Origin of the sequence: Corallococcus sp. CA049B (genome assembly GCF_003611685.1) — a bacterium.
Lineage (GTDB): Bacteria > Myxococcota > Myxococcia > Myxococcales > Myxococcaceae > Corallococcus > Corallococcus coralloides.
In genome coordinates this window covers 46,925-68,032 of record NZ_RAWC01000016.1, presented here as the reverse complement: position 1 = coordinate 68,032, position 21,108 = coordinate 46,925, and the positions used below count along the sequence as shown (strand labels likewise).

Below are 21,108 nucleotides of genomic sequence, written 5' to 3'. Positions count from 1 at the left end.
TCGGTCGCTTCGAGGGCGGAGAGCCTCGTGAGCAGGCGCTGGACTGTAGCGCCTCCAGGCGCGGTGCTTGTGATTGCCTTCCGCTCACTTCCCGGTGGGCACGCCAAGCTTCCCGAGCACCTTCACCGCATTGGCATTCCCCGCGTCCAGCGCGAGTGACTTCCTGTAGCTCGCGATGGCCTCTTCCTTCTGTCCCAGTTGGAGTTGTGCCTCGCCCAGGCTGTCGTAGGCATTCGCATCCGTCGGGAAGAGCTTCACGTTCGCTTCGAGCACCCGCACCGCCTCCGCGCCCTTGCCGTCTCCCAGCAACTGGTAGCCGAGCTGGTTCAGGTGCCCCGACTCCAGGCCCTTCATGCCCTCGCGATGCTTCGCGGTGTACCAGGCGAGCGCGGTGTCGACGCCCTTGAGCCGCATGAGCACATCCACCTGTGCGGACGGGGACACGGGCTCGGGCTTGAACGCGGTCCAGGCATACTCGGACGCCACGCTGGCGATGATGCGGTCGAAGAGCAGGAAGCCGTTGTCTGAGTTGGCCATGACGACCACGCCGCTGCCCGTGTCACTGAAGGCCATGAACGCGGCCTGGAAGCCCTCGTCCGAGCCTCCGTGCCAGAAGCGGTCGGTGCCGGGCTCCACCTGGAAGCCCAGCCCGAACCGCTCCGACTGCCGCGTCAGCATCTGCTGCGTCATCGCTTGTGACAGCACGCGCTTGGACTTCCCCGCCTTCGCGCTGGACACCTCGAGGGCGACCCGCGCGAGGTCGGACGGCGTGGTCCACAGTCCGGCCGCGGCCATCTCCGGGTACACGTGCCAGCGGCCCGCGACGCTCTTCCCGCTGGCGTACGTCCCGGTCGCGGTCCTGGCGGCGAGGGCCGGAGGCAGGGGCTGCTCGTAGGAGCTGCGGCTCATGCCGAGCGGCTTCAGCACCGTTTCCCGCATGACCTGGGGGAACGGCTTCTGGAGTTGATCCACCATCATCAGCTGCACGATGGACGTGCCACCGCCGCTGTATCGCGTCTTCGTACCGGGGACGAGGTCGACGCGCACCGGGGCGGTGTTCGCGGGCGCCGCGCCCTCCAGCACCTGCACCAGCGTGGGCATGGGGGCGTCAACGGCGTACCCGGGGAAGCCATGCACGGTCGTCCCCGCGCTGTGGCTGAGCAGCCGGCGCAGGGTGACCTTCTGCTCCTTCGTGAAGTCGTTCTCGGGGACCTTCCACGAGCGCAGCCTGTCGTTGATGTTCTCGTCGAGCGACCATTTGCCGGCCTCGACGAAGTGCAGCGCCGCCAGGGCCGTCACCGGCTTGCTGATGGAGCCCGCCTGGAACAGCGTCTCCAGGGTGACGGGCTCCGAGCCACCCGCCTCCTTCACGCCATAGGTCCTGGCCCAGACGATGGCGTGCTTGTCGAAGACAGCGATGCTCAGCCCGGGGATCCGGTACAGCGCCATCCACTGCGGGAGCGTCAGGCTCTGGGGTTTCTCGCCTTCGATGACGACCGGGGCCAGGCCCGCCTCCACTCGCGCCGCGCGGGCCGCCTGAGCAGGGCTGGCCAACCACTGCGTGGCGGGCTTCTTCGTCCCCTCCGCCGCGAGGGCCGCACCTCCCGGGCTGAACAGGATGGCCGCGAGCACGAGGCGGGACAGGGAACGACGCATGGGTTCACCGGAGGAAGGAGGTGGGACGGGAGGTGTACGCCAGCCTATCCATTCGATTGCCGGCCCGACCTCGGGGCCGCCGAGGGGGGCTCGCCTGGCATCAGGGCACGTGGCCGGTCGTCACCGGCCGGGGTCTTCTGGGGATGAAGGCAAACCGCTGGCTGTTGCTGGGGGCCCTGGGTGTGGCCCTCGGTGTCGTGGCTTGTAGCAGTGGAGACATTGGCAAGCCGCCGGACTCCCCGCCGGTCACGGTGGATGCTGGAACGGACGCGGGGCAGCCCCTGCCCGACGCGGGGCCTGGCTCCCAGTGCCTCGGCGAGGGCACGGCGTGCAGCCGGGACTCGGGCGTCCAGTGCTGTACGGGCCTCTGCTCGGACACGGGCGTCTGTCCGGCCCCCAGTGCCCAGTGCACCGCCGCGGGCGAGGCCTGCACCAGCGGCATCGAGTGCTGCACGAACAGCTGCCTGGACGGCAAGTGCTCCACGCTGCAGTGCCTGGACGTGGGCAGCATGTGCGCCAGCGCGGAGGCGTGCTGCACGAAGCTCTGCGGCGCGGACGGCAAGTGCGCGGCGCTGCCTTCCAACAGCACCAGCAGCTGCAAGGTGCCGGGCCAGGCCTGCACCGGCGCGGGCGACTGCTGCTCCAGCAACTGCCAGGGTGGGCTCTGCAAGCCGGCGTACTCGTGCCAGGCCAATAACGATCTGTGCATGAAGGGCGCGGACTGCTGCGGCGGTGTGTGCTCGCAGGAGAACACGGGCACCCCGGGCCGCTGCGTGGCGGTCAGCGGTGGCGGCGCGGGCGGCTGCCTCCAGGACGGCAACCCATGCTCGGGCTCCAGCACCTGCTGTTCGCGCACGTGCGTGGATCTGGGCTACGGGACCACCGTGTGCCAGCCGGTGGGCGGCTGCCGTCCCACGGGCGACTACTGCACCGACGACGGCGTGTGCTGTGGCGGTGAGAAGCTGTCCAACGCGGTGGACTGCCGCGAGAGCCGCTGTGACAAGCCGAATGGCTGCAACCCGGTGGGCAACATCTGCGGCAGCGGCCAGCTGCCGGATGGCGGCATCATCGACGTGAACGCCCGCGAGGCCTGCTGCGACGGCCAGAAGGCCGTGTGCAAGGTGGACTCCGTCGGCGTGCCGCGCTGCTTCGGCGGCTGCCCCAACAACAACTGTCCGGCGGGCTGCCCCACGGGCTACACCGGCGAGGCGCCGTGCTGCATCGCGCAGGACCAGCAGTGCCAGTTCTCCGACCAGTGCTGCGGCGGCGCGCGCTGCCTGCCCGGCGCGGATGGCGGCCTGACCTGCCAGAAGGTGACGTGCGATCCCGTGGGCACGCTCTGTGACCCGAAGGACTCCAAGTGCTGTGCTGGCACCACCTGCTCCATCGTCTCCGAAATCGTCTACGCCTGCCGTGCCGGGGCCACGCCGGGCGGTGGCGGCACGGACGGTGGCACAAGTGGGACGGACGCGGGCCTGTGCGCCGCGAACGGGAAGGCCTGTGCCTCGGGTGCCGCCTGCTGCTCCGGCATCTGCACCCAGGGCACCTGCTCGGCCCCCAGCGCCTGTCAGCCCCAGGGGCAGGCCTGCACCTCGCCCGCGGACTGCTGCGTAGGGCTCGGCTGCAACATCCCGGGTGGGAGCATCGTCGGCACCTGCGAGACGGGTTCGACGTGCTCCGCTGGCGGTCAGGCGTGCTCGCCCACCAGCCCGTGCTGCGTGAAGCTCAACTGCGAGACGATCGCCGGGGAAGCCTGCACTGGCACGGAGCCTTGCCGGTGCAACAGCCCCATCGGATGACAGGAGACACCCATCATGCTCAGACCCCTTCCGCGTGCCGTGACCGCTGTCGCGTGTTCCCTCTTTCTGTCCCTGGGCCTCACGGCTTGTGGTGATGACGACATCAGCTCCGACGAGCAGGCCCGCCGCGCGTACCTCGGACTCGACCCGTCCGTGAGCAAGGCCCTGCAACTGGGCTTCGTCGGCTTCAACGCCGCGTCCAGCGCGAACATACCGCCCCAGTCCACGACGGGCGCGGTCTCCGGGACGCTGCTCGTCACCGGGCAGGTAGACCAGGGCAGCTCGGCCAACAAGGGCATGCGCCTGCGCATTGGCATGACCGGGTACTCCGACGGGGAGATCGCCCTGGGCGGGGACGAGGACCCGGTGAACATCACCTATGCTTCGAGCACGGACACGGCGGCGCAGCCGGAGCTCACCCTCCAGCTGCGCGACATCCCGGGAGGCACGTTCACCGGGACGCTCAAGGGGCCCTTCCAGATGACCGGGGACCTGGAGGGCAGCGTCACCCTGGACCTCGCCCTCACGGGTGAAATCGAGGACGACGGCACCGGCCAGGTCCGCCGCACGCCGGGCAGCACCCATGTGACGGGCACCGCCACGTCCGGCGATGGCGTCTACACCGTGGACGTCACGCGGTAGCCGAGGGGCCCACCGCTACGCCGCGCGTGGCATGGCCCTCCTCATCGTGGAGCTCCTCGTGACCAGCTCCACCGCTTCCGCAGGCTGGGCGCGCCTTCAACAGGACGCCCATCCTCCTGATGCTCCTTCTCCCGGGTCTTCAACGCAGGCTGCTCCGGGGGGCGGGCCGAAACAATCGATAGAACGTTAAAGGCCTGCTGCCGCTCGATACGGCTGATCTCGTCCACCAGCTTCATGTGCAATTGGGTGAAGTTCTGGTCTGCGTCACGCGGGGCGGCGGCATACGCTGCCTTGGCATCGGATATGAGCCTCTGCACCTGTTCCCGCCCGTTCTCCCTGAGCGCCAGGACTTGCCGTACTCGAGTTTGCTCCAGCAATCCGGTTGCAAATGCGGCGAGCAAGGGAAGCAGAACGAGAACGAACCGCGAGTCTTCGAGATCACTGGCCTTCCCGGCAATAACCGCGGTTCCCAACCCCGCGACGATGGCCGTGCCTTGGAGGACGACGAACAGGATCTTGTTGCAGTAGCTGGCCCTGGCGTACCACCTCAGATAGCTGTCCTCCAACTCGCGGATGTAGTTCCCGAAAGCCTCTTTAGGGGTCTCGGCGAGCTGTGCGGCCATGCGCTTCTCCATGTTTACTCCCAGCCTCATCCTGGCCGCGGTGGCTCCCTCTTGGATGTGTCGCGGCTGTGGAAAGCTGAGCAGGCAGGCATGGCGTCGCCATCGCACTCCATGGTGGTGGGAGTGAGGGGGACGCAACGCCTCAAGGCGAGGAAGCGGCCAGCCGCACCCACCTCCAGGCCCCGCCCGCGGCGCTTCCGGCGCGGTGTCGAGGACCTCTCCTGGGAACGTGGAGGGCAAGGTCGCCACTCGGCTCGCCAGGCGCGAGAGGGCCGCCTGGACCGGCTTGGAGAAGCCGGGGCGCCCGAAAAACGAAGGGCCCGGAACCTTTCGATTCCGGGCCCTTCTCAGTGGCGAGGAGTACGGGACTTGAACCCGTGGCCTCCGGCGTGACAGGCCGGCGTTCTAACCAACTGAACTAACTCCCCACAAAATGCTCATCGGCGGAACAGGTACTGAACCTGGGGCCGTGTGAGGACGCCGCTCTACCGCTGATCAAAGGAGAAGTACAAGCGAAAAGAGGTTCTACTCCCTCATCGGGACGGCACGTGGAAGGCGCGTCGATGGATTCGACGCGCGATTCCAGCCGGTCAGGGCACCGGCGGCGGGGGAGCCGTGAATCTCACCACGGTGCCGCCCTCGCCCGCGGCCACGATACGAGTGGGTGAAGGGCCATCCAGCGAGTACAGCGGGGTTGTCCCTGAGTACGCGGTGGTCCACGCAGAGCCGTCGTAGAAATGGATGCGCCCTTCGCTGGTGGCGACGTAGATGCCCTTCTCGCTGAAGGCAAGGACGTCCCGGATGGCGGCCCTCGTTGTTCCGTTGGATTCGAAGGCGGCAGGCAGGGAGGTCCAGACGCCTCCACTCTTCTTGAGGACCAGCCCATTCTCGCCTGCGGCGTAGGCGAAGCGGCCATCCGTGACATGGACGCCCCTGAGAAATCCGTCGAAGGCTCCGCCCTGGAGGTCCGGCTGCCACGAGGCGCTTGCCGTGTCATAGCGGTAGGCAGCTGCCTTGTTATTTTCATCCCCGCCCACGGCCAGCAATGTGTCCTCGGAGCCGGCGCTCGCGACCGCACGAAGGTTGGCGCGAACACTGCCGAACTCCGTGAGGTTCACGGTGGCCGGATTGTAGGGCGCCTTCCACTTGAAGATCTTGCCAGTGTTCGCGACAGCATAGACCGTAGGGCCGGTGGGCTGTTCGATACCCGTGATGCCATACAACGTCGGAAACGATGCGCCGGGCACAGTGGGTGTGAAACAATCCGGATCGGAATTGGGGAGCCGGGTCGTTATCTTTCCTGCCTCCCCGACAGCGAAGACGCGCCCGTCCGCGGCCGCCCATACGGCCTTCCAGTCCGCCCGGCAGGAAGCATTGGCATACGACGTCGTCTCGCCGGTCGTGCTGTCGAAATGGACGAGCTTGTCCCGACTGGCCATCCACGCCTTCCGCCCCTCGTCGTAAAGGGCGATGGCTGTCACGTCCGCGATTCCTCCAACGCCCGCTTCCGTCGTCCAAGCAAGGGCGCCACACCCCTCGTCCACGCCATTGGAGCAGTTGTTGTCCAGCCGGTCGCAGACCTCCGGCAGCCCGGGCCGGACGTAGACGGAGCTCTCATCGCAGTCTTCGGATTGGGTCACAGCGCCAACCACGGGGGCCTCGCAGCCCAGCCCCACGTTTTGGCCCTTGGACCCGTCGCCGTCGCCGTCCACGTACCAGGCCACCGGATTCTCACTCGGGAGCCGCGCGCAGGCCGTCTGGCTCGGCGTGGAGGCACACGCGACCTTGCCCGCGCACTTGAGCTCATCCTCGCAATCACCGTCGACGTTGAAGTCCTCGTCGTTCATGCCATTGCAGTTGTCATCCTTGCCATCGCAGCGGAACTCCGCCCGGTCCGGGTGGACTTGCCCATCGCGGTCGTTGCAGTCACCGCCTCTATCCACGGCCCCGGCAGGCTGGGTGCAGGCCTCCACCTGGGAGCTTCCGTAGCCGTCCCCATCCGCATCCACGAACCAGACCTTCTTGTCGATCGCGTCCGACTCACCGAGGGTGCAGTTGTCATCCCTCCCGTTGCACACCTCCGTGGCCTTGGGGTTCACGGCGGGGTCTTCGTCACGGCAGTCCGTGCCGCTGACGACACCTTCCGCGTCGTCGCTGCTGAAGTAGCCGTCCTCATCCGCATCGATGGCCCTCACGGTGAAAGCCACGTCCCGCGTACCTTCCTCGGGAACCTGAGCCTTCATCTCCTGCGGGTCGCCCACCGCGGGGCCTGAACAGTCGAACTCACGCAACTGCGACGTCACGCTCAGCGCGCGGCCCCAGGTCTTCTTCCCGAACACCGCCACCGACACGATGCCCGGCGTCTTGCCGGGGATCGCCACGGAGAGGCTGCTCGTGTTCTTCACGTTGTCTGAGTCCGTGGCCGTCACCGTGACGCATCCGCGCGTGAAGCCGCTGTAGCCGAGGGTGACGTTCAGCGCTCCGCCCGTCCAATCGCCCATGCTTCCATCGGCGTCGCCACACCGTTCAGGGAACTGGTTGCACAGCTTCGCCTTTTCCTGGTCGAAGTCGGCACAGGCCCCGTTTGCGAGCACGAACATGACCAGCACTGCCCGCAGTGGATACAAGTTCATGGCCACCTCCCATACACAAGCGCCGACCGTCCATCCGTCCCCATCTGCATCGCGAGGTTCTTCTCCGGAGCCCCGAGCAGATACATGCCCGTCGCCAATCCCAGCCCCAAGACACCGGCCCCCAGCAGGCCCACGCCCGCGGTTTGAAGTGTTCGCCCCCGCGACGCGGCACGGTCAATGTCCGAGAGGTTCGACAGGGACGGATCCGCGTTGCGAAACTTTGACAGCTCTCCACGCGACAGGGCCCAGGTAATCCCACCCGCGACAGTGAGCGCGCCGCCGGCGATCGCGGGGATATAGGCCTTGGAGCGCAGGGAGTTCGTCCGCGTCTCCTGAGCCACCTGGAGCGGGGGCGCGATAGGCGCCGGTGCCGCCACGACACTGGACGGGGATGTGATTCGCGGCGGTGCGGGCGGCGAAGTCCCTTCACGCGGAGCATCCGTCGCCTGTCGCGGCGCGGGCGAGGGCTTGGGGTCGCCACGGCGCGTTTGTTGGGTGCTTTTCACGGCCTTCCGCAGCGACTCGAACTGGCCCGACACCTTGGGCGACACCTTCACGGGGAGCTGTGCGTCCGGCCGCACGAACAGGGCGGCCATGAATGCCGCGGAGGCCTCCTCCGTCCGGCTCAGCTCCGCCATGAGCAGGCCTTCCCAGATTGAAAGCGCGACCTCGTCGTCCGGTCCGCGCGCCTGCCGCCGTGCCGTGGCGAGCTGGCCGAGGGCGCTTTCAAACTCGAGCTCCTCGTAGAGGCTGGCGATGGCCTCCAGATGGCGCTTCACCTCGCTGCTTGGAGCCGCCATCCCGGCTGACGGCAGGATGACGAGAAAGACCCAGCACAGGGGCAGCCCCAATGCCTGAGATGAACGCATGAATTCCTCCCGGAATTGGGAGGCTCCTAACATGGGGAGCATGGGAGGGGAAATGAGCGCCGCCCACTCGCCCCCCATCCCGTCTTCGTTGCCTACGGAGCGGGCAGCGGCTGCCAGTTCGGATCCGGCCAGACGAAGGGGTTTCCACCCTGACCCGGAGCCGCGTTGCCGAAGAAGCGCTGACAGCCCTCGACGTTTTGGGGACTCCCAAGAATTGCCCAGAAGCCAGGGCAGACGTCCTGGGGAATTCGCGTGCGGCAGTCCGCCATCGTCCGCTCGCCCGCGCCGGGCTGCGCGTAATAGGCGCTCACGAACTCCCACGCGATGCGCTGGAGAGCCCGGACGGTCGTCGCGTTCTCGCCAGACGGCACCTGGGCCCCTTCAGGCGACTCCCGGAACACCGCGGCATGGTGGACCGAGGCCATGTAATACGACCCCAGGGACGTCAGGTGGACGTTGTCGCTGAAGAGTACGTTGAGCTTCTGCGAGGTCGAACCGCTGATGCCAGGCACCTCGTTCGCGATGACGCGCTCCACCAGATGGACCAGCGCCGTGCTCCCAGGGAGCGCCACCACGCGGTCCGGCCGTCCATCATCCTGCAACGTGAGGTTCACCTTGGAAGACACACATTCCCACGCAGCCCGTGCGTTCTTCTCGTACGCAATCCACTGAGCTGGGTTGGATTTATCGATGTCCAGCCACGTGTGATAGAAGTATGTAAAGGCTTGTGGGTTCCCGGCGATCAAACGGTCATGGAAGTGCCGCAGATAGCCGATGGTGTTTTCCCACTCGACGGTGCCCAGCAGGTCATGCCGCTCGGTGATGAGGAGGGTGTCGTATTTCTCTCCCGGGCCCAGCGTCCGGGGAGACAGCAACTCCTGGACCACGTTCATGCTGTCACCCGAGCGGTTCTTGCCCGAGCGGTAGCCCTCCCATCCGTTATTGCCCCAGGTCCGCACCCGGAGGGGTGAACCAATCACGTTCTGCTGGTTCCAGTTGAAGTCCTTGCCCCGGCTCGTGGCGATGTCGTCGAAGTGGTCGGGCATGGGGTTGTCCAGCAGGCTGTGCCCGGAGAAGAAGACCCGGGCGCTCGTGATGGGAGCCGTCCCCGCATCCGGGCTACCCGCGTCGGGACTGCCAGCATCGGGGACTCCCGCGTCACCAGCCCCGGCGTCCAGCTGTGTCCCGGCGTCGTCCAGGGGATGCACGCCCGAATCCGGAGGGCCTTCCGCGGGGACGTCCTGGCCGAGCTGACCCGTACATGCCAGCCCGAGGAAAACAGCCAGGAATGCGCACGGCTTCAGTCTTGAGGTGTTCACGGTCCAGAGCATAGGCGGAAGGGGATCCCCTGCACGGCGCTCAATCCGCCGCGCGCTTGCGGCGCCGAGACATGATGCGGCTCAGCCCCACCTCGGTGATGCCGAGGTAGGCCGCCACGTCACGCTGGGGAATCCGTCCCTTCAGGTGGGGATGCTCCTCCCAGAAGTTCACGAGCCGCTCCTCCGCGGACAGCTCCAGGAACTCCTGCTCACGGCGCTCCTTGAGGAGGAAGTGCTGTTCCGCCACCCTGCGCGCCAGCCGCTCCCAGCACACGTGGCCCTGCTCCAGCGCCTGGAAGTCCCGCGTCTGGAACACCAGCACGCGGCTCGGCTCCAGCGCCTCGATCGCGGTCATCGAAGGCCTCCGCTGCAACATCTCCGCGTAGGCGCCAATCAGCTCACCCTCGGCGCGGAAGGCCTTGATGGACTCGCCGCCGCGTGGCGACACGCGCACGCCCCGGAAGACGCCCTGAAGCACCACGGCGAACCGGTCCGCCGCATCCCCCGGGCGCATGAAGAGCTCCCGCTTCGCGAGCGACTGCTCCTTCGCCAGGGTCTCGGCCTTCACCCATTCCTCGGGAGGAAGCGGGGCCAGCGTGGCGAGGCGCTCGAAGAGCTTGGGGAATCTCACGTCTCTGGGGACCCTGGCTTGACCTGGGTTAAGGCGCAGGCCGCTCTGGGAACCATATACCGGCGGCATGTCCATCAACGTCTATGCCGTGGCGACGCCCTTCGTCATCGTCCTGGCCCTGACCGAGTTCGCCTGGTGCGTGGCGCGCCGCAACGGCTACTACAGCTTCCAGGACTCCATCGCGAGCATGGGCACCGCGGTGATGAACCAGTGCGTCAACGTCGCGGTGGCCCTGCTGGTGCTGCCCCTCTTCACGCAGCTGGGGCAGTTCGCGCCGTGGCGGCTGGATGCCTCATCGCCGCTGTCGCTGGTGGCGCTCTTCCTGGGCGTCGACTTCCTCTTCTACTGGTTCCACCGCTTCGGGCACCGCACCAACATCGGCTGGGCGGCCCATTCGCCGCACCACTCCACCGAGGAGCTCAACTACGCGGTGGCCTTGCGCGCGAGCGTGACGCAGCGCCTCTTCTCGTTCCTCTTCTACTGGCCGCTGGTGCTGGTGGGCTTTCCGCCGGAGGCGGTGCTGGCGATGGTGGCCTTCCACCTGGTGCTCCAGTTCATCCCCCATACGCGGGTCATCCCCAAGCTCCCGCGGTGGGTGGAGTCATGGCTGAACACGCCGTCACACCACCGCGTGCACCACGCGCGCAATGACGCGTACATCGACAAGAACTACGCGGGCTTCCTCATCATCTGGGACCGGATGTTCGGCACCTACGAGGAGGAGACCGAGCCGTGCTCCTATGGCCTGACGACGCCGGCGAACACCTGGGACCCGACGGTCATCAACTTCCAGCAATGGGCCCGGCTCTTCGCGGACGCCGTCGCCACGAAGAGCCACTGGGACCGGCTGCGCCTCTGGGTGATGCCCACGGGCTGGCGGCCCGCGGACCTGCCGCCTCGCACGTTGGGCTACTGGAAGCAGGAGGGCGCGGAGGTGAAGTACCACTCGCGGGAGCTGCCGGGCGTGCGGGGGTACCTCGTCTTCCAGCTGTTCGCGTCGATGCCGTTCATGCTCCTGGTGAGCCACCATGCCTCGCCGCTGTCGGGCTGGCAGAAGGTCGTGTTGAGCCTGCTGCTCTGGGCGATGGCGACCGCCTGGAGCGGGATGCTGGAGTCGAAGGCGTGGAGCGAGCCCCTGGAGCTCGCCCGGGTGCTCGCGATGGGCGTGGCGGTGGCGCTGTGGCTGGTCTGGGCGAGCGCGCCCCAGACCTGGAGCGCGCTCACGGCGGCGTGGCTGATGGTCTCGCTGGTGTGGCTGCGCGTGGCGCGGGGGGCCGCTGCCCGGAGCCCCCAGCCGAATCCCTTTACGAGCTGAGACGGCTGGGGCCGGCTCCCTCGCTCAGAGCAACTGCACGTTGCCGCCGAGCGAGGCGATATACTTCGTGCCGCCCGAGTGCACGACCGTCGCTCCGAAGAAGGACCGGATCGCGCTGCCGGTGGGCACGACGAGCGAGTAGGGCTTCGCACCAGACACGTTCGCCATCGTCCCGTAGGGACCGTAGGTCTTGCCCCGCGCGGTCTTGAAGGTGACCTGCGCGATCTGCGTCATGCCGAAGTACGTGCCCGTGAAGCCCGTCATCGACACGATTCCGTCGTCCGTGAGGTCGAGCGTGTGCGCGTTCCCTCCAGGGCCGCCCTGGTAGGGCGCGGCGTTGGTGCCGTAGCTCGGCTGGATGGCGTCGATGATGTCACCGGAGCGCACCAGGAGGCTCGTCATGGGGCCCCAGCCGCTGACCGTCGGCAGGTTGTCCCAGGCGGTGCCCGGCCCGCCCTCGGGCCCGATGGGGCCATAGGGCATGCCCGTGTTGAACCAGTTCAGGATGAGCTGGAGCTTGATGGGGGACAGGTCGCGGCTCACTGGCATGTGCAGCGGCTGGCCGATGTCCAGGCCGAGCACCCGCGCGATCTTCTCGCGGTTGCTGATGACGCCGTCATAGGTCCACAGCTGGAAGCGGCCCATGATGGGATAGAGCATGCCGTACTGCCGCAGGATGTCTCCAATGCCATTGACCCACGTCGGCGTGCCGGTGATGGGCGTCTGCTGATAGATTTGAACGCTGACCAGGTCGTTGGGGTCCTGCTTGTACTCCTCGACCTTGGGACTGAAGGTGTACTGGGTGAAGTAGACCTGCCCGTCCACGTAGCCCCGGGGATTGCCGGGATCCGTGCCGGTGAGGGTGACGGTGGCCTTGCCTCCCGTGACGCTCACGACGCTCGAGGAAAACTGTAGCTTGCCCTCGGGCGTCGAGATGTTCGACTCGCTGATGCCATTGGTTCCCCCCGTGCCCAGGGTGCTCAGGGTGTATTTGGCCGCGGCGCTTGGGCTCATGGTGCTCAGGCCCACCTTCAAGCCCTCCGTCCCCTCGACGCGGCCGAACTTGCGCACGTAGAGGTTGAGGGTGTTGGTCTCACCGAGCCGGAAGGTGGGCGTGGTCTGCATGCCCGGGTTCATGCGGTAGATGAACTGGTCCGCGCGCAGGCTCAAGCCCTCGGAGTTCTCCTCCAGCAGGGTCAGCGTCCCCGTGCTGGTCGTGCACCGGATCGCGAGCGGGAGGTTCGCGAGGCTGTTGGGATCGACACCGCCAAAGTCAGTGACGACCAGCATCCCGGACTGCTTGTCGATGAAGTCGGGGTTGCTGTAGTCAATCGCCGTGCCGATGGGGAAGTACGTCTTCGAGTCGCCAGAGCCCGTGTGGTAGGCGAGTGACAGCGTCCCCAGCTCCGCTGACCAGAGCGGACGCCCCGGCAGCGGGACAGGCAGCGAATTGGCCAGGTCGAGCGTCAGCGAAGGCGTGGAGCCCGAGAGGTTCAACTGCGCCGGAGCCCACCAGCCGCTCGCCTTCGCGCTCTTGTTCGAAACCTTGGCCAGGGTCCGTGCCGGCACGGCGAAGGTGGGCTCGTCATCCAGGCACGGCCCGACGGAGCCGACGAGCTTGCCGTAGTTGAAGTCAAAGAACGGCTGCTCGTCGGTCCCGTACTTGAGCCACGGCTGGTAGGGCTGCTTTGTCGCCGCCAGGATGGTGGGACCGTACTGTTGCGCCACGCCCTGGCCCAGCAACTGTTCGAGCAGGGAGCTGACGTACATCTGCGTGGGGATGTAGCCGCGTCCCGGCGCCACCGGCTGGCCGTCTCCGTCCACGTTCATCACGTAGTCCTGGAGGCTCGCGATCTTGTCCAGGATGGCGGGGGGAACCCCCTGTGCCTGCATCGTCTGGAAGGTGGCGGTGGTGAAGGCGAAGAGTTGCGGGGCGTTGTTGTGGGCGCTGACCACCAGGCGGATGGACAGCCGGTTCGGCGACGCCTTCTGCAGCGCCTGGAGGACCGCCGAGTCGCCGGCGTTCCACTTCAGGTTCGTGAGCGTCGTCTGGTAGACGGCGGAGCCGCTCGCGGAGCTCAGGGGTGTATTGGGGCCCTGCGAGTTCATCCAGATGCCGTTGAAGGCGACCGGCGTGAAGACGCCCTGGACGTAGGCGCCGCCGAGGTCACCAATCAGGACGGTGAAGCCCCAGACCTCACTGCCGTTCTGCTGCATGGGGTCCAGGTCCACCAGCTTGGGCGGAGACCCCGTGTAAAGAGCGCTCACCCCGGTGCCCACCAGGGCATCGCTTCCGCCGCCGGGCAGCTCGACGGTGGTCACCTTGCAGTTGAGCAGGTCGAAGATGCTGTCGCCCTTGGGCTCCCAGTAGAGCTCGATGTTCTGGGGCTTGAGCGAGTCCGCGTTGTAGTTCGCCGGGTTGTAGTTGTTGGGCGTGTTGTTGATGGTGGCCGGCGAAGCCTGGAACGAACCGGAGAAGTTGATGCGAGGCGTATCAAGGTAGCTCATGGAGGTCTCCTCGGGGTTCTAGTTGCCGCTGCCGATGTAGGGGGCGCACGCGGCGGGGAGCGAGCCGTTCGTGCAGCCGCCGGGCATCTGGACTTCGTCGAACAGGTGGCTCAAGCCCGCGGGCGGCAGGTTCTGGCCTTCGGTGGGACCCGCCATGTTGTGGCAGCTCAAGCAGTTGTAGGGATTGCTCACCGCCGCGACGCCGTTCTGGACGAACGTCTCCATGGAGGTGTTCGCGGCGGACAGCGAGCCCTGCTGCGCTTGCAGATAGGGAGGGACCACGCCCCCGGTGGTCCACACGTTGCCGACGAGCTCGTAGTTGGCCCAGACCTTGTTGATGCTTCCGGGGTTGGCCTGGATCAGCGCCTGGACGCTGCTGTTGATGGCGTTGAGCGCCTGGGTGCTCTCCGCGAGCATCGTGCGGGTCTTGTCCTGACAGGCGAACTGATTGGGATTGACGCTACAGTCGACGCCGCCAGGGAAGGTGCCGATGGCCGAGTCCCCCTGGGGGTGCATGCGGCAGACCTGGGCGGGCTTGCCCGGCTGATAGGTGTTGGTCACGCAGTCGGTGCAGCCCGGGTTGTAGAAGTTCCACGTGCCTCCGAGCGGAGGCGCCGCCGAGAGGTCGCTACAGTCGGGCGCGTTGTTGCGGTGCTCGAACGTGGCCCAGATCATCGCCGGGAAGCTGGGCGTCTTGGACACGATGTGCATGCCGGTCAGCCCCAGGTTCACCTGCCGGCAGGGGCTGTCCTTGTATTGGATGAGCCCGGGAACCACGTAGTAGAGGCCGGAGCTGGCCGCCGCGTCGTCGAGCACCATCCAGCTCGTCTTCAGCTCCACGGCCGTGTCCGGATACGCGAGGTTCGGATATTTCTGGATGATGTCGATGCCCTTGTTCCCGGGCTTGAGCTGCCCCGCGCAGTTCGCCTGGTAGAGCTGGCAGGCCGTCAGCATGGTGTAGGTGCTCTGGTTGACGGACATGCCGTAGTAGACGAACTCGCCCTTCAAATCGATGAGCGGCTGATCCGCGCCGGCCTGCTTGATGATGTCGGTGTAGAGGCGGGGCGTCTTGCCATCCACCGGCTTCACGGCATTGGTGCAGGAGGTCGGCGGTTCCTGGCCCCAGGGCGTCGGGACGCCGTCCTTGATGAAGATGCCGTAGGACGGCATCCACGTCTCGAATTGCACCATGTCCGGCTTGCCGCTGACCGGTTGGACCAGCGCGAGCATGCTCTGCCACATGAACTGCTCGAAGTTGCAGATCGTCTTGTTTCCCGGCACTTCGCTGGGGAGGGTGGCGCTGTTGAGCCAGGCCACGTCCGCCGGGCAGTCATTGGCTCCGAGCGCCGTCGCCTTCGAGCCGGGAGGGCCCGAGTCCATGAGCGACGTCGCTGGGCAGGCCAGGAGGCCCGTGGCACCAAGTACCACGGCGAGCAGGATGCGCGGTTTGTCGGACAAAGGCAGTCTCCTCCATGCGGGTGAGCCCGACGAGGCGCCGGGCGTGGGCGCAAGAGTTTAATCGCTGCGGGGGAGAAGCCGTCGAGGGCTAAACAGACTAAAAACGGCTTTTCGAGAAATTCATTTCTGGGCGGCAAAGTCCGCTGTCAGTTCATCAAGCGCCGCACCAGCCAGAGCGCGAGTCCAGGCAGTACCACCATGCCCACGAACAATGTCAGGAATGACCCGAGTCGCGCCGAGGAGGCGCCCACCGCGGCGTAGGTGGCGCAGACGCCCAGGTTGGAGAGCGCGCAGGCCCCGAGGAAACTCCCCAAGGGCATGCGGCTGGCGCCAGCGAAGAGGACGGAGGACTCCGCCAGCATTGGCACGCCGCGCAATGCAATCAGCAACCAGGGGCCCCGGCGTTCGGCCAGCCGGGACAGACGCTGAAGTTCCACCGGACCCAGGGTGCGCCGCAACGCCGCCTCGCCGCCCCGGGCGCCCAGCAGGTAGCCCCAACCACAGCCCACCATCATTCCCACCCAGCAGGCCGTCAGTCCGCCCCAGAAGCCCAGCAGCGCCCCGGACGCCGTGCCGACGAGGCTGGAGGGCACCGGCAGGACGATGTCCCCCGCCAGCAGCCCTCCCAGCACGAGCGCCACCTGCCAGTCGGGTGGACGCGCATCCAGGAAGGATTGGGTGGCGGACTCCAGGCGCTCGCCGAAGAGGAGGAAGGGGACGAGCACGGCCGCCAGCACCACGCTGACGCAGATGCTCCAGTTCACCACCGTGCGCTTCGTTCCAGGGCTCGCCAGGGTCATGGTGCGGCTCAGAAGCCAACGCCGAGCGTGAACGAGGCACTCGGCTGGAAGCGGGCCTGCGGTCTGATCAGCTGCGGCGCGGCGTTGAAGTACGCGGCGCTGAACCCCAGCTCTCCCACGAACTCGAAGCCGGAGGAGATGGGCAGCAGGGCCCGGAGGGACGCGCCCACCTCGGGCCCGGCGGTCTCCACGCCGGTGGGGCCGGAGCCCCCGAAGTCGAAGCCGGAGCTGTCCTCGCCAATCTGCAGCTCGGCGAAGCCGGCGCTCAACCGCGGCTGGAGCCAGCCGAGGCGCGTCTTGAAGGAGGTGAGCGTCAGGTTGGCGCGGAAGTGGGCGATCTCCGGCTCCGGGTCGCGGTGGAGGAACCCCGAACCCGTGCCGCAGGCCTCCACGCCCAGCCGCGCCAGTGGAGACAACTCCAGACAGATGCTGGGTCGCCGGCCGGAGGTGGACGCCCCGGCGCGCAGGTTGCCGTAGTTGCGCGGAGGCTCGTCCGCCCGGTCCACCGCGACGCCCACCGGGGCCTCCTCCGCGACCGAGACGCCGCCTCCCATCAAGGTCGCGAACACCAGGAGGCGCTGCGGAAGGCCAAGGCGTGTCATCAGGCACCAGGGATGCGACCGCGGGGAAGGCTGGCCATGTTGCCCGAACAGTGCAGGCGCTTCCAGGGATGTCCTGGATTTGTATCCCGGTGGTCAGCATCGACCCCTGTGCGCCAGTCTTGTCATTCCATGCGCCCCCATTCTTCCTGAAGGTTTCCGCTCTGGCCCCAATTGCAGCCAGGCCACCGACGCCTGGCGTACCGAGACCAACGCCGCGTATTGCTCACGCTCGTATGGGGATGGCTCGCCTCTGGAGTCCGGTGGGAGCGGCGGCGGCTGACCTCGGGGCTACGCGGGCGCCGTCGTGCGTTGGCTCGCGGCGTCATCACGCCGCATCGGCTGGGCCTTTCCATAGGTCAGCGACCGCCACACCCACTCCGCGGGGCCGAAGCGGAACCTCGCCAGCCACAGGTGGCTCCACACCCCCTGGACGCAGAAGACGGCCAGGCAGTACGCCACGCACGCCGCGGGGCCCAGCTTCGTGATGAAGCCCAGTCCGAACCCGTAGAAGAACAGCACGCTGAGGATCGACTGTGACAGGTAGTTCGTCAGCGCCATGCGGCCGACCGGCGCGAGCAGACCCAGCGCTCGTTGCCAGGTGGCGCGCTGGAAGAGCAGGGTGATGCCGGAGACGTAGACGGCCGCGAAGCCCAGGTCGCCCAGGTTCCGCAGCGGCGCCATGGCGAAGGACACCCACGCCGGCAGCGTCTCCGGCGTGAAGACCTGCTTCAACATGAGCTGCTGCAGCACCAGGCCGCTGCCGCTGCCAATCACCCCGGCCACGAGCCCCCACAGGAGGATCCGGCGGAACAGCCCCAGGTGCAGGGGCACGTCGTGGAAGATGCGGCGCCTGCCCGCCAGCAGGCCCAGCAGGAACCGGCCAAGCGTCGAGAGCGTGATGGCCAGCAGCAGCGGGAAGTAGTCGCGGAAGAAGAAGTAGAAGGTCGCCTGCGTCGTGTCCAGCCAGCTCCCGTGGGCGTAGGCCGCCAGCGTCCGCGCCCTGATGGCCGCGGACTTCTCGGTGGCCGCCCTGGCGATGGCCGCGCCTGCCTCTGGCGTGTCCGCCATCAACTGCGGGAGCTTGAGGATGGCCACGCCCACGACGGACCACCCCAGGGCGAACAGCAGGGCGCAGACGAGCAGCGTTCGCTCCGAGCGCCCCCGGAACAGGAGCAGGCCGAAGCCCAGCACCGCGTAGGTGCTGAGGATGTCGCCGTACCAGATGAGGAACAGGTGGGAGAGCCCCAGCACCAGCATCACCCCCAGCCGCCGGACATAGAGCGGCGTGATGGAGGTCCCTCGCGCCTCGGCGCGGCCCAGCTGCACCGCGAAGCCGAGGCCGAAGAGGAACGAGAAGAGGGTGATGAACTTCCCCGCAACGAGGAACACATACGCCTGCCAGGCGACGGTGTCGGCGAGCGAAGCGTTGTTCATCGCCGCGAGGGTCTGCTCTCGCGGCAGGAAGACCCTGCCGCTGAACCACACCATCACATTGGAGATGAACACGCCGCACAGGGCGAAACCACGCAGTGTGTCGAGGAGCGCCAGTCGCTCGCTGGAGTCCACGGGCCGGGCTACAACGCTGGGGGGCGAGACCTCGGAAGGAGCTGGGGGCATGCGCGGAGAAACCGTGGGCAACGTGATGCTGCCTGCCCGTATTCCGCGCAAGCCCATCGGAACTCTTCAGCTTCGAGCGAGACTGTTCACCGTTCCGGAGGTGATTCCGAGATGCCAAGAATTTCGCCACCCAGTGCTGGTACCGCCAGCTATCACGTCCAGTTCTCCCCCTCGTTTCACGAGGCAGGAGAAGTCCTCGCGACCTTTGGGCCGGAAGGCAGTTTCGTGACTGTCGCGTTCGCGGACACGGGAATCGAGGTCTCGGAGGTGCCCGATGCGCGGGGACTCTTGTTCCTCGACGCGATCGCCAAGCTCGATCCCCTGGGCATTCCGGATGCCGCGCCAGGGGGCATTGATGGCATCACGCTGGAGTGCCTCATCCAGGAGTCGCGCGACACCCGCCGGTTTGTCGCCTGGAGCCCCGGGCCGGAGAAAGAGCCACGGCAGCACGGCTTCGTGGTCGCGCTCCTCAACCTGGCCATGGATGTGACAAGGGAGCCCGAAACCGTCAGGCGCCTGGAGCAGGTCTTCGGCTACGTCCGTGCAGGTCTGCCCGCATAGGTTTTGGAGGAGACGTCCCGGAGCATCCGACTCTTCGGGAGATTGTCGCCGTGCGGCAGGTTGAGCGGAACGGCGCCGGGCTCACGAAGAACCCGGCGCCGCCGGACAACACCGTCCGCGTGGTCGCGGGACATCAGTTCATCGGGTTCACGAACCCCCAGGCGTTCGCCCTGGAGTGAATCAGCGCGTGGACCAGTTCTGGGCGTTCGTGCCGTTGCACCCCCAGACTTGAATCTTGGTCCCCAGGGCCGTGCTGGCATTGAAGACATCCAGGCAGAGGTTGGGGGCCAGGGCGCTCCGCAGCGTGGAGCCCACCACCGTCCAACGCTGGGCGGCCGTCCCATTGCAGCCATAAATCTGGACGCGCGTGCCCGGCGTCGGGTCGCCGTTGAAGACGTCCAGACAGAGATTGGGCGCCAGGCTGCTGCGCAGCTCCCCTTGAGCGGTCAGGGTCCACTGCTGCGCGAGGGTGCCGTTGCACTCCCAGAGCTGGGTGGCTGTTCCTTGAGCGGAGCTGCCACCGGTCACGTCCAGGCAGCGATTCGGGTCCAGGGCGCTGACCAGGGCGGGGGCGGAGGCGGCCGTGTACATCGCGGCCAGCGCGGTGCGGTCGCTGGCGGTGAACTCGCCCGACTCGACCGCGCGGAAGCAGGAGTTCATGATCGAGGCACCGACGGTCGCCGTGGTCGGCGTGCCCGGGATGTGGATCGCGCCGACACCGGCGTCACCCTCGTTGCCGCCGGAGCCGCAGCTGATGGCGCGGTTGTAGTAGTCCGAGTGCCGGAAGCCGATGGTGTGGCCAATCTCATGCGTGATGACGTGCTCGATGACGTCGACGCCGTACTGGCTGAGCAGGCCGCCGATGGTGATCTGCCCGAAGGGGTTGCCGTTCGCCGGGAACCCGGCCACGCCACCATTCATGTTCGGGTCGATGACCGCGTTGATGGTGAAGCTACAGCCGGTGCTCGGCGTGCGCGCCATGGAGAAGGTGAGCGGCAGCTCGTCGTAGTTCTGGATGGCCAGGTCCAGCGCCGTGCTGAACACGCCGGTGAACGCCGAGCCGTTGATGCAGATCTTCGTCAGGGAGGGGCTGACGACGTTGTTCGTGCGGTACTGCTCCCCAGGGGTCGCGCTGGCCGCGAGCATCTCGCGAGAGGCGTCCAGGGACACCTCGGCGTCCCGCCCGACATAGACCTTCCCATCGACGACCATGATGTCGTTGGACGGGAACCCGGCGCTGACCAGGTTGCCAACGATCTCCTGCGTCTCCTCCGCGGGCTCGCCACACCCGAGTCCCAGCGCGATGCACCCTGCCGCAAGTACGAGGCTTCTTGAGAACATGGAGATTCCTTTGTGAAGATGGGGGAATTGCAGGCGCGTACCTGAAAAACTAGGCAAAGCCGTTATAGCAGAAAATATGGCCGTCGGCCCCCGGTCATCGTGCCGGAGCAGGCTGTCAGACCGCGAGGGCAAGCTTCCGTCGACGGACACCCGAGCGAAGGACGTTCATGGCAACCCTGAAACAGCTGGCGTTCCGGATGGCACGCACCCCTGCCTCCGGCTCCCTGGTGCGCTTCGGCTTCGCGCACGCGGACCGGTTCCTGCCCCTCACCTCCGTGGACCGCTCGGAGCAGGCCGCCATCTACCGCCACCCGCGCCCTGTCTACGGCACCTTCCACCACATCGCCGTTCCCCTGCGCGGCGTGCCGGACGTCTTCGCCCTGGCGCACCCGCGCCACGCCGGGCTTCGCGCGGACCTCTTCGCGCTCATCGCCGGAGCACGGCAGCGCGCCCCCGCGTCGGTGCTCGTCAACGCGGGTCCCCGGCAGGACGTGGGGCAGGTGCACTTCCACCTCACGGATGACACGCCCTTCAGCGACGCCGTCCGTTCGGAGCAGCTCACCTGGCCGGACTGGGACGAGGCCGTCCGCGCGCTGACCTCCGTCCCCGACATCCAGGAGCGCTACCGCGTCGGATTCTCGCTGCTCCAGGACGCCGGGGACCCCCGGGTTCGCCTCATCTGACCGCGGTGCAGAACGACAAGGACTTCCTGTTGCACCACCGTGAGAGTCACC

18 protein-coding genes and 1 tRNA gene are annotated in these 21,108 nt (G+C 67.2%); 6 read left to right on the top strand and 13 right to left on the bottom strand.

Annotated features, from left to right (window positions below):
• Positions 1 to 84: 84 nt before the first annotated feature.
• Complete coding sequence (locus D7W82_RS06005) at positions 85 to 1,656, bottom strand: serine hydrolase (RefSeq protein ID WP_120617415.1); 1,572 nt, start codon at positions 1,654 to 1,656, stop codon at positions 85 to 87.
• 143 nt (positions 1,657 to 1,799) lie between these two features.
• Between D7W82_RS06005 and D7W82_RS06000 the strand changes: the two genes are divergently transcribed.
• Both D7W82_RS06000 and D7W82_RS05995 read left to right on the top strand, forming a co-directional pair.
• Positions 1,800 to 3,455 (top strand): hypothetical protein, encoded by a 1,656-nt coding sequence (locus D7W82_RS06000; RefSeq protein WP_147439234.1) that lies wholly within the window; start codon positions 1,800 to 1,802, stop codon positions 3,453 to 3,455.
• Positions 3,456 to 3,470: 15 nt separating this feature from the next.
• Positions 3,471 to 4,097: a hypothetical protein gene (locus D7W82_RS05995; RefSeq protein WP_147439233.1), complete on the top strand. Its 627-nt coding sequence runs from the start codon at positions 3,471 to 3,473 to the stop codon at positions 4,095 to 4,097.
• Between the two features lie 41 nt (positions 4,098 to 4,138).
• Here the strand turns inward: D7W82_RS05995 and D7W82_RS05990 are convergent, their stop codons facing one another.
• The 6 genes from D7W82_RS05990 to D7W82_RS05965 all read right to left on the bottom strand — a co-directional run bounded on the left by D7W82_RS05990 (position 4,139) and on the right by D7W82_RS05965 (position 10,172).
• Positions 4,139 to 4,732 (bottom strand): hypothetical protein, encoded by a 594-nt coding sequence (locus D7W82_RS05990; RefSeq protein WP_120617412.1) that lies wholly within the window; start codon positions 4,730 to 4,732, stop codon positions 4,139 to 4,141.
• 339 nt (positions 4,733 to 5,071) lie between these two features.
• Positions 5,072 to 5,148, bottom strand: a tRNA-Asp gene (locus D7W82_RS05985).
• A 162-nt stretch (positions 5,149 to 5,310) separates the two neighbouring features.
• Complete coding sequence (locus D7W82_RS05980) at positions 5,311 to 7,353, bottom strand: putative metal-binding motif-containing protein (protein WP_120617411.1); 2,043 nt, start codon at positions 7,351 to 7,353, stop codon at positions 5,311 to 5,313.
• Entirely contained in the window at positions 7,350 to 8,264 is a 915-nt protein-coding gene (locus D7W82_RS40435) for a hypothetical protein (RefSeq protein ID WP_158617597.1), read from the bottom strand. The genes D7W82_RS05980 and D7W82_RS40435 overlap by 4 nt, the downstream gene beginning before the upstream one ends.
• Before the next feature lie 50 nt (positions 8,265 to 8,314).
• Entirely contained in the window at positions 8,315 to 9,430 is a 1,116-nt protein-coding gene (locus tag D7W82_RS05970; protein WP_233587327.1) for a hypothetical protein, read from the bottom strand.
• 151 nt (positions 9,431 to 9,581) lie between these two features.
• The gene (locus D7W82_RS05965; protein ID WP_120617408.1) at positions 9,582 to 10,172 is read right to left on the bottom strand and encodes a Crp/Fnr family transcriptional regulator; all 591 of its coding nucleotides are present in this window, start codon (positions 10,170 to 10,172) and stop codon (positions 9,582 to 9,584) included.
• A 67-nt stretch (positions 10,173 to 10,239) separates the two neighbouring features.
• Between D7W82_RS05965 and D7W82_RS05960 the strand changes: the two genes are divergently transcribed.
• Complete coding sequence (locus D7W82_RS05960; protein ID WP_120617407.1) at positions 10,240 to 11,487, top strand: sterol desaturase family protein; 1,248 nt, start codon at positions 10,240 to 10,242, stop codon at positions 11,485 to 11,487.
• 24 nt (positions 11,488 to 11,511) lie between these two features.
• Here D7W82_RS05960 and D7W82_RS05955 read toward each other — a convergent pair whose 3' ends face one another.
• The 5 genes from D7W82_RS05955 to D7W82_RS05935 form a co-directional block, all read right to left on the bottom strand.
• Positions 11,512 to 13,995: a hypothetical protein gene (locus D7W82_RS05955; protein ID WP_120617406.1), complete on the bottom strand. Its 2,484-nt coding sequence runs from the start codon at positions 13,993 to 13,995 to the stop codon at positions 11,512 to 11,514.
• Positions 13,996 to 14,013: 18 nt separating this feature from the next.
• Entirely contained in the window at positions 14,014 to 15,453 is a 1,440-nt protein-coding gene (locus D7W82_RS05950; protein WP_120617405.1) for a hypothetical protein, read from the bottom strand.
• Positions 15,454 to 15,599: 146 nt separating this feature from the next.
• A complete protein-coding gene (locus tag D7W82_RS05945) occupies positions 15,600 to 16,253 on the bottom strand; it encodes a TVP38/TMEM64 family protein (protein WP_120617404.1) in 654 nt (217 codons plus the stop codon).
• A gap of 8 nt (positions 16,254 to 16,261) precedes the next feature.
• Positions 16,262 to 16,855, bottom strand: coding sequence for a hypothetical protein (locus D7W82_RS05940; RefSeq protein ID WP_233587326.1), 594 nt, complete (start codon positions 16,853 to 16,855; stop codon positions 16,262 to 16,264).
• Positions 16,856 to 17,143: 288 nt separating this feature from the next.
• The gene (locus D7W82_RS05935) at positions 17,144 to 18,472 is read right to left on the bottom strand and encodes a DUF418 domain-containing protein (RefSeq protein ID WP_120617403.1); all 1,329 of its coding nucleotides are present in this window, start codon (positions 18,470 to 18,472) and stop codon (positions 17,144 to 17,146) included.
• Between the two features lie 225 nt (positions 18,473 to 18,697).
• Here D7W82_RS05935 and D7W82_RS05930 point away from each other — a divergent pair, with 225 nt between their 5' ends.
• Together D7W82_RS05930 and D7W82_RS42150 are read left to right on the top strand one after the other, a co-directional pair.
• Positions 18,698 to 19,033, top strand: a complete 336-nt coding sequence (locus D7W82_RS05930) for a hypothetical protein (RefSeq protein WP_120617402.1) — start codon at positions 18,698 to 18,700, stop codon at positions 19,031 to 19,033.
• A gap of 50 nt (positions 19,034 to 19,083) precedes the next feature.
• Complete coding sequence (locus tag D7W82_RS42150) at positions 19,084 to 19,212, top strand: hypothetical protein (protein ID WP_255417091.1); 129 nt, start codon at positions 19,084 to 19,086, stop codon at positions 19,210 to 19,212.
• A 1-nt stretch (position 19,213) separates the two neighbouring features.
• Here D7W82_RS42150 and D7W82_RS05925 read toward each other — a convergent pair whose 3' ends face one another.
• Complete coding sequence (locus tag D7W82_RS05925; protein WP_120617401.1) at positions 19,214 to 20,374, bottom strand: M57 family metalloprotease; 1,161 nt, start codon at positions 20,372 to 20,374, stop codon at positions 19,214 to 19,216.
• A gap of 167 nt (positions 20,375 to 20,541) precedes the next feature.
• On the opposite strand from D7W82_RS05925, the gene D7W82_RS05920 reads away from it, so the two are divergent.
• Entirely contained in the window at positions 20,542 to 21,057 is a 516-nt protein-coding gene (locus D7W82_RS05920; RefSeq protein ID WP_147439232.1) for a homoserine O-succinyltransferase, read from the top strand.
• Positions 21,058 to 21,108: the final 51 nt, after the last annotated feature.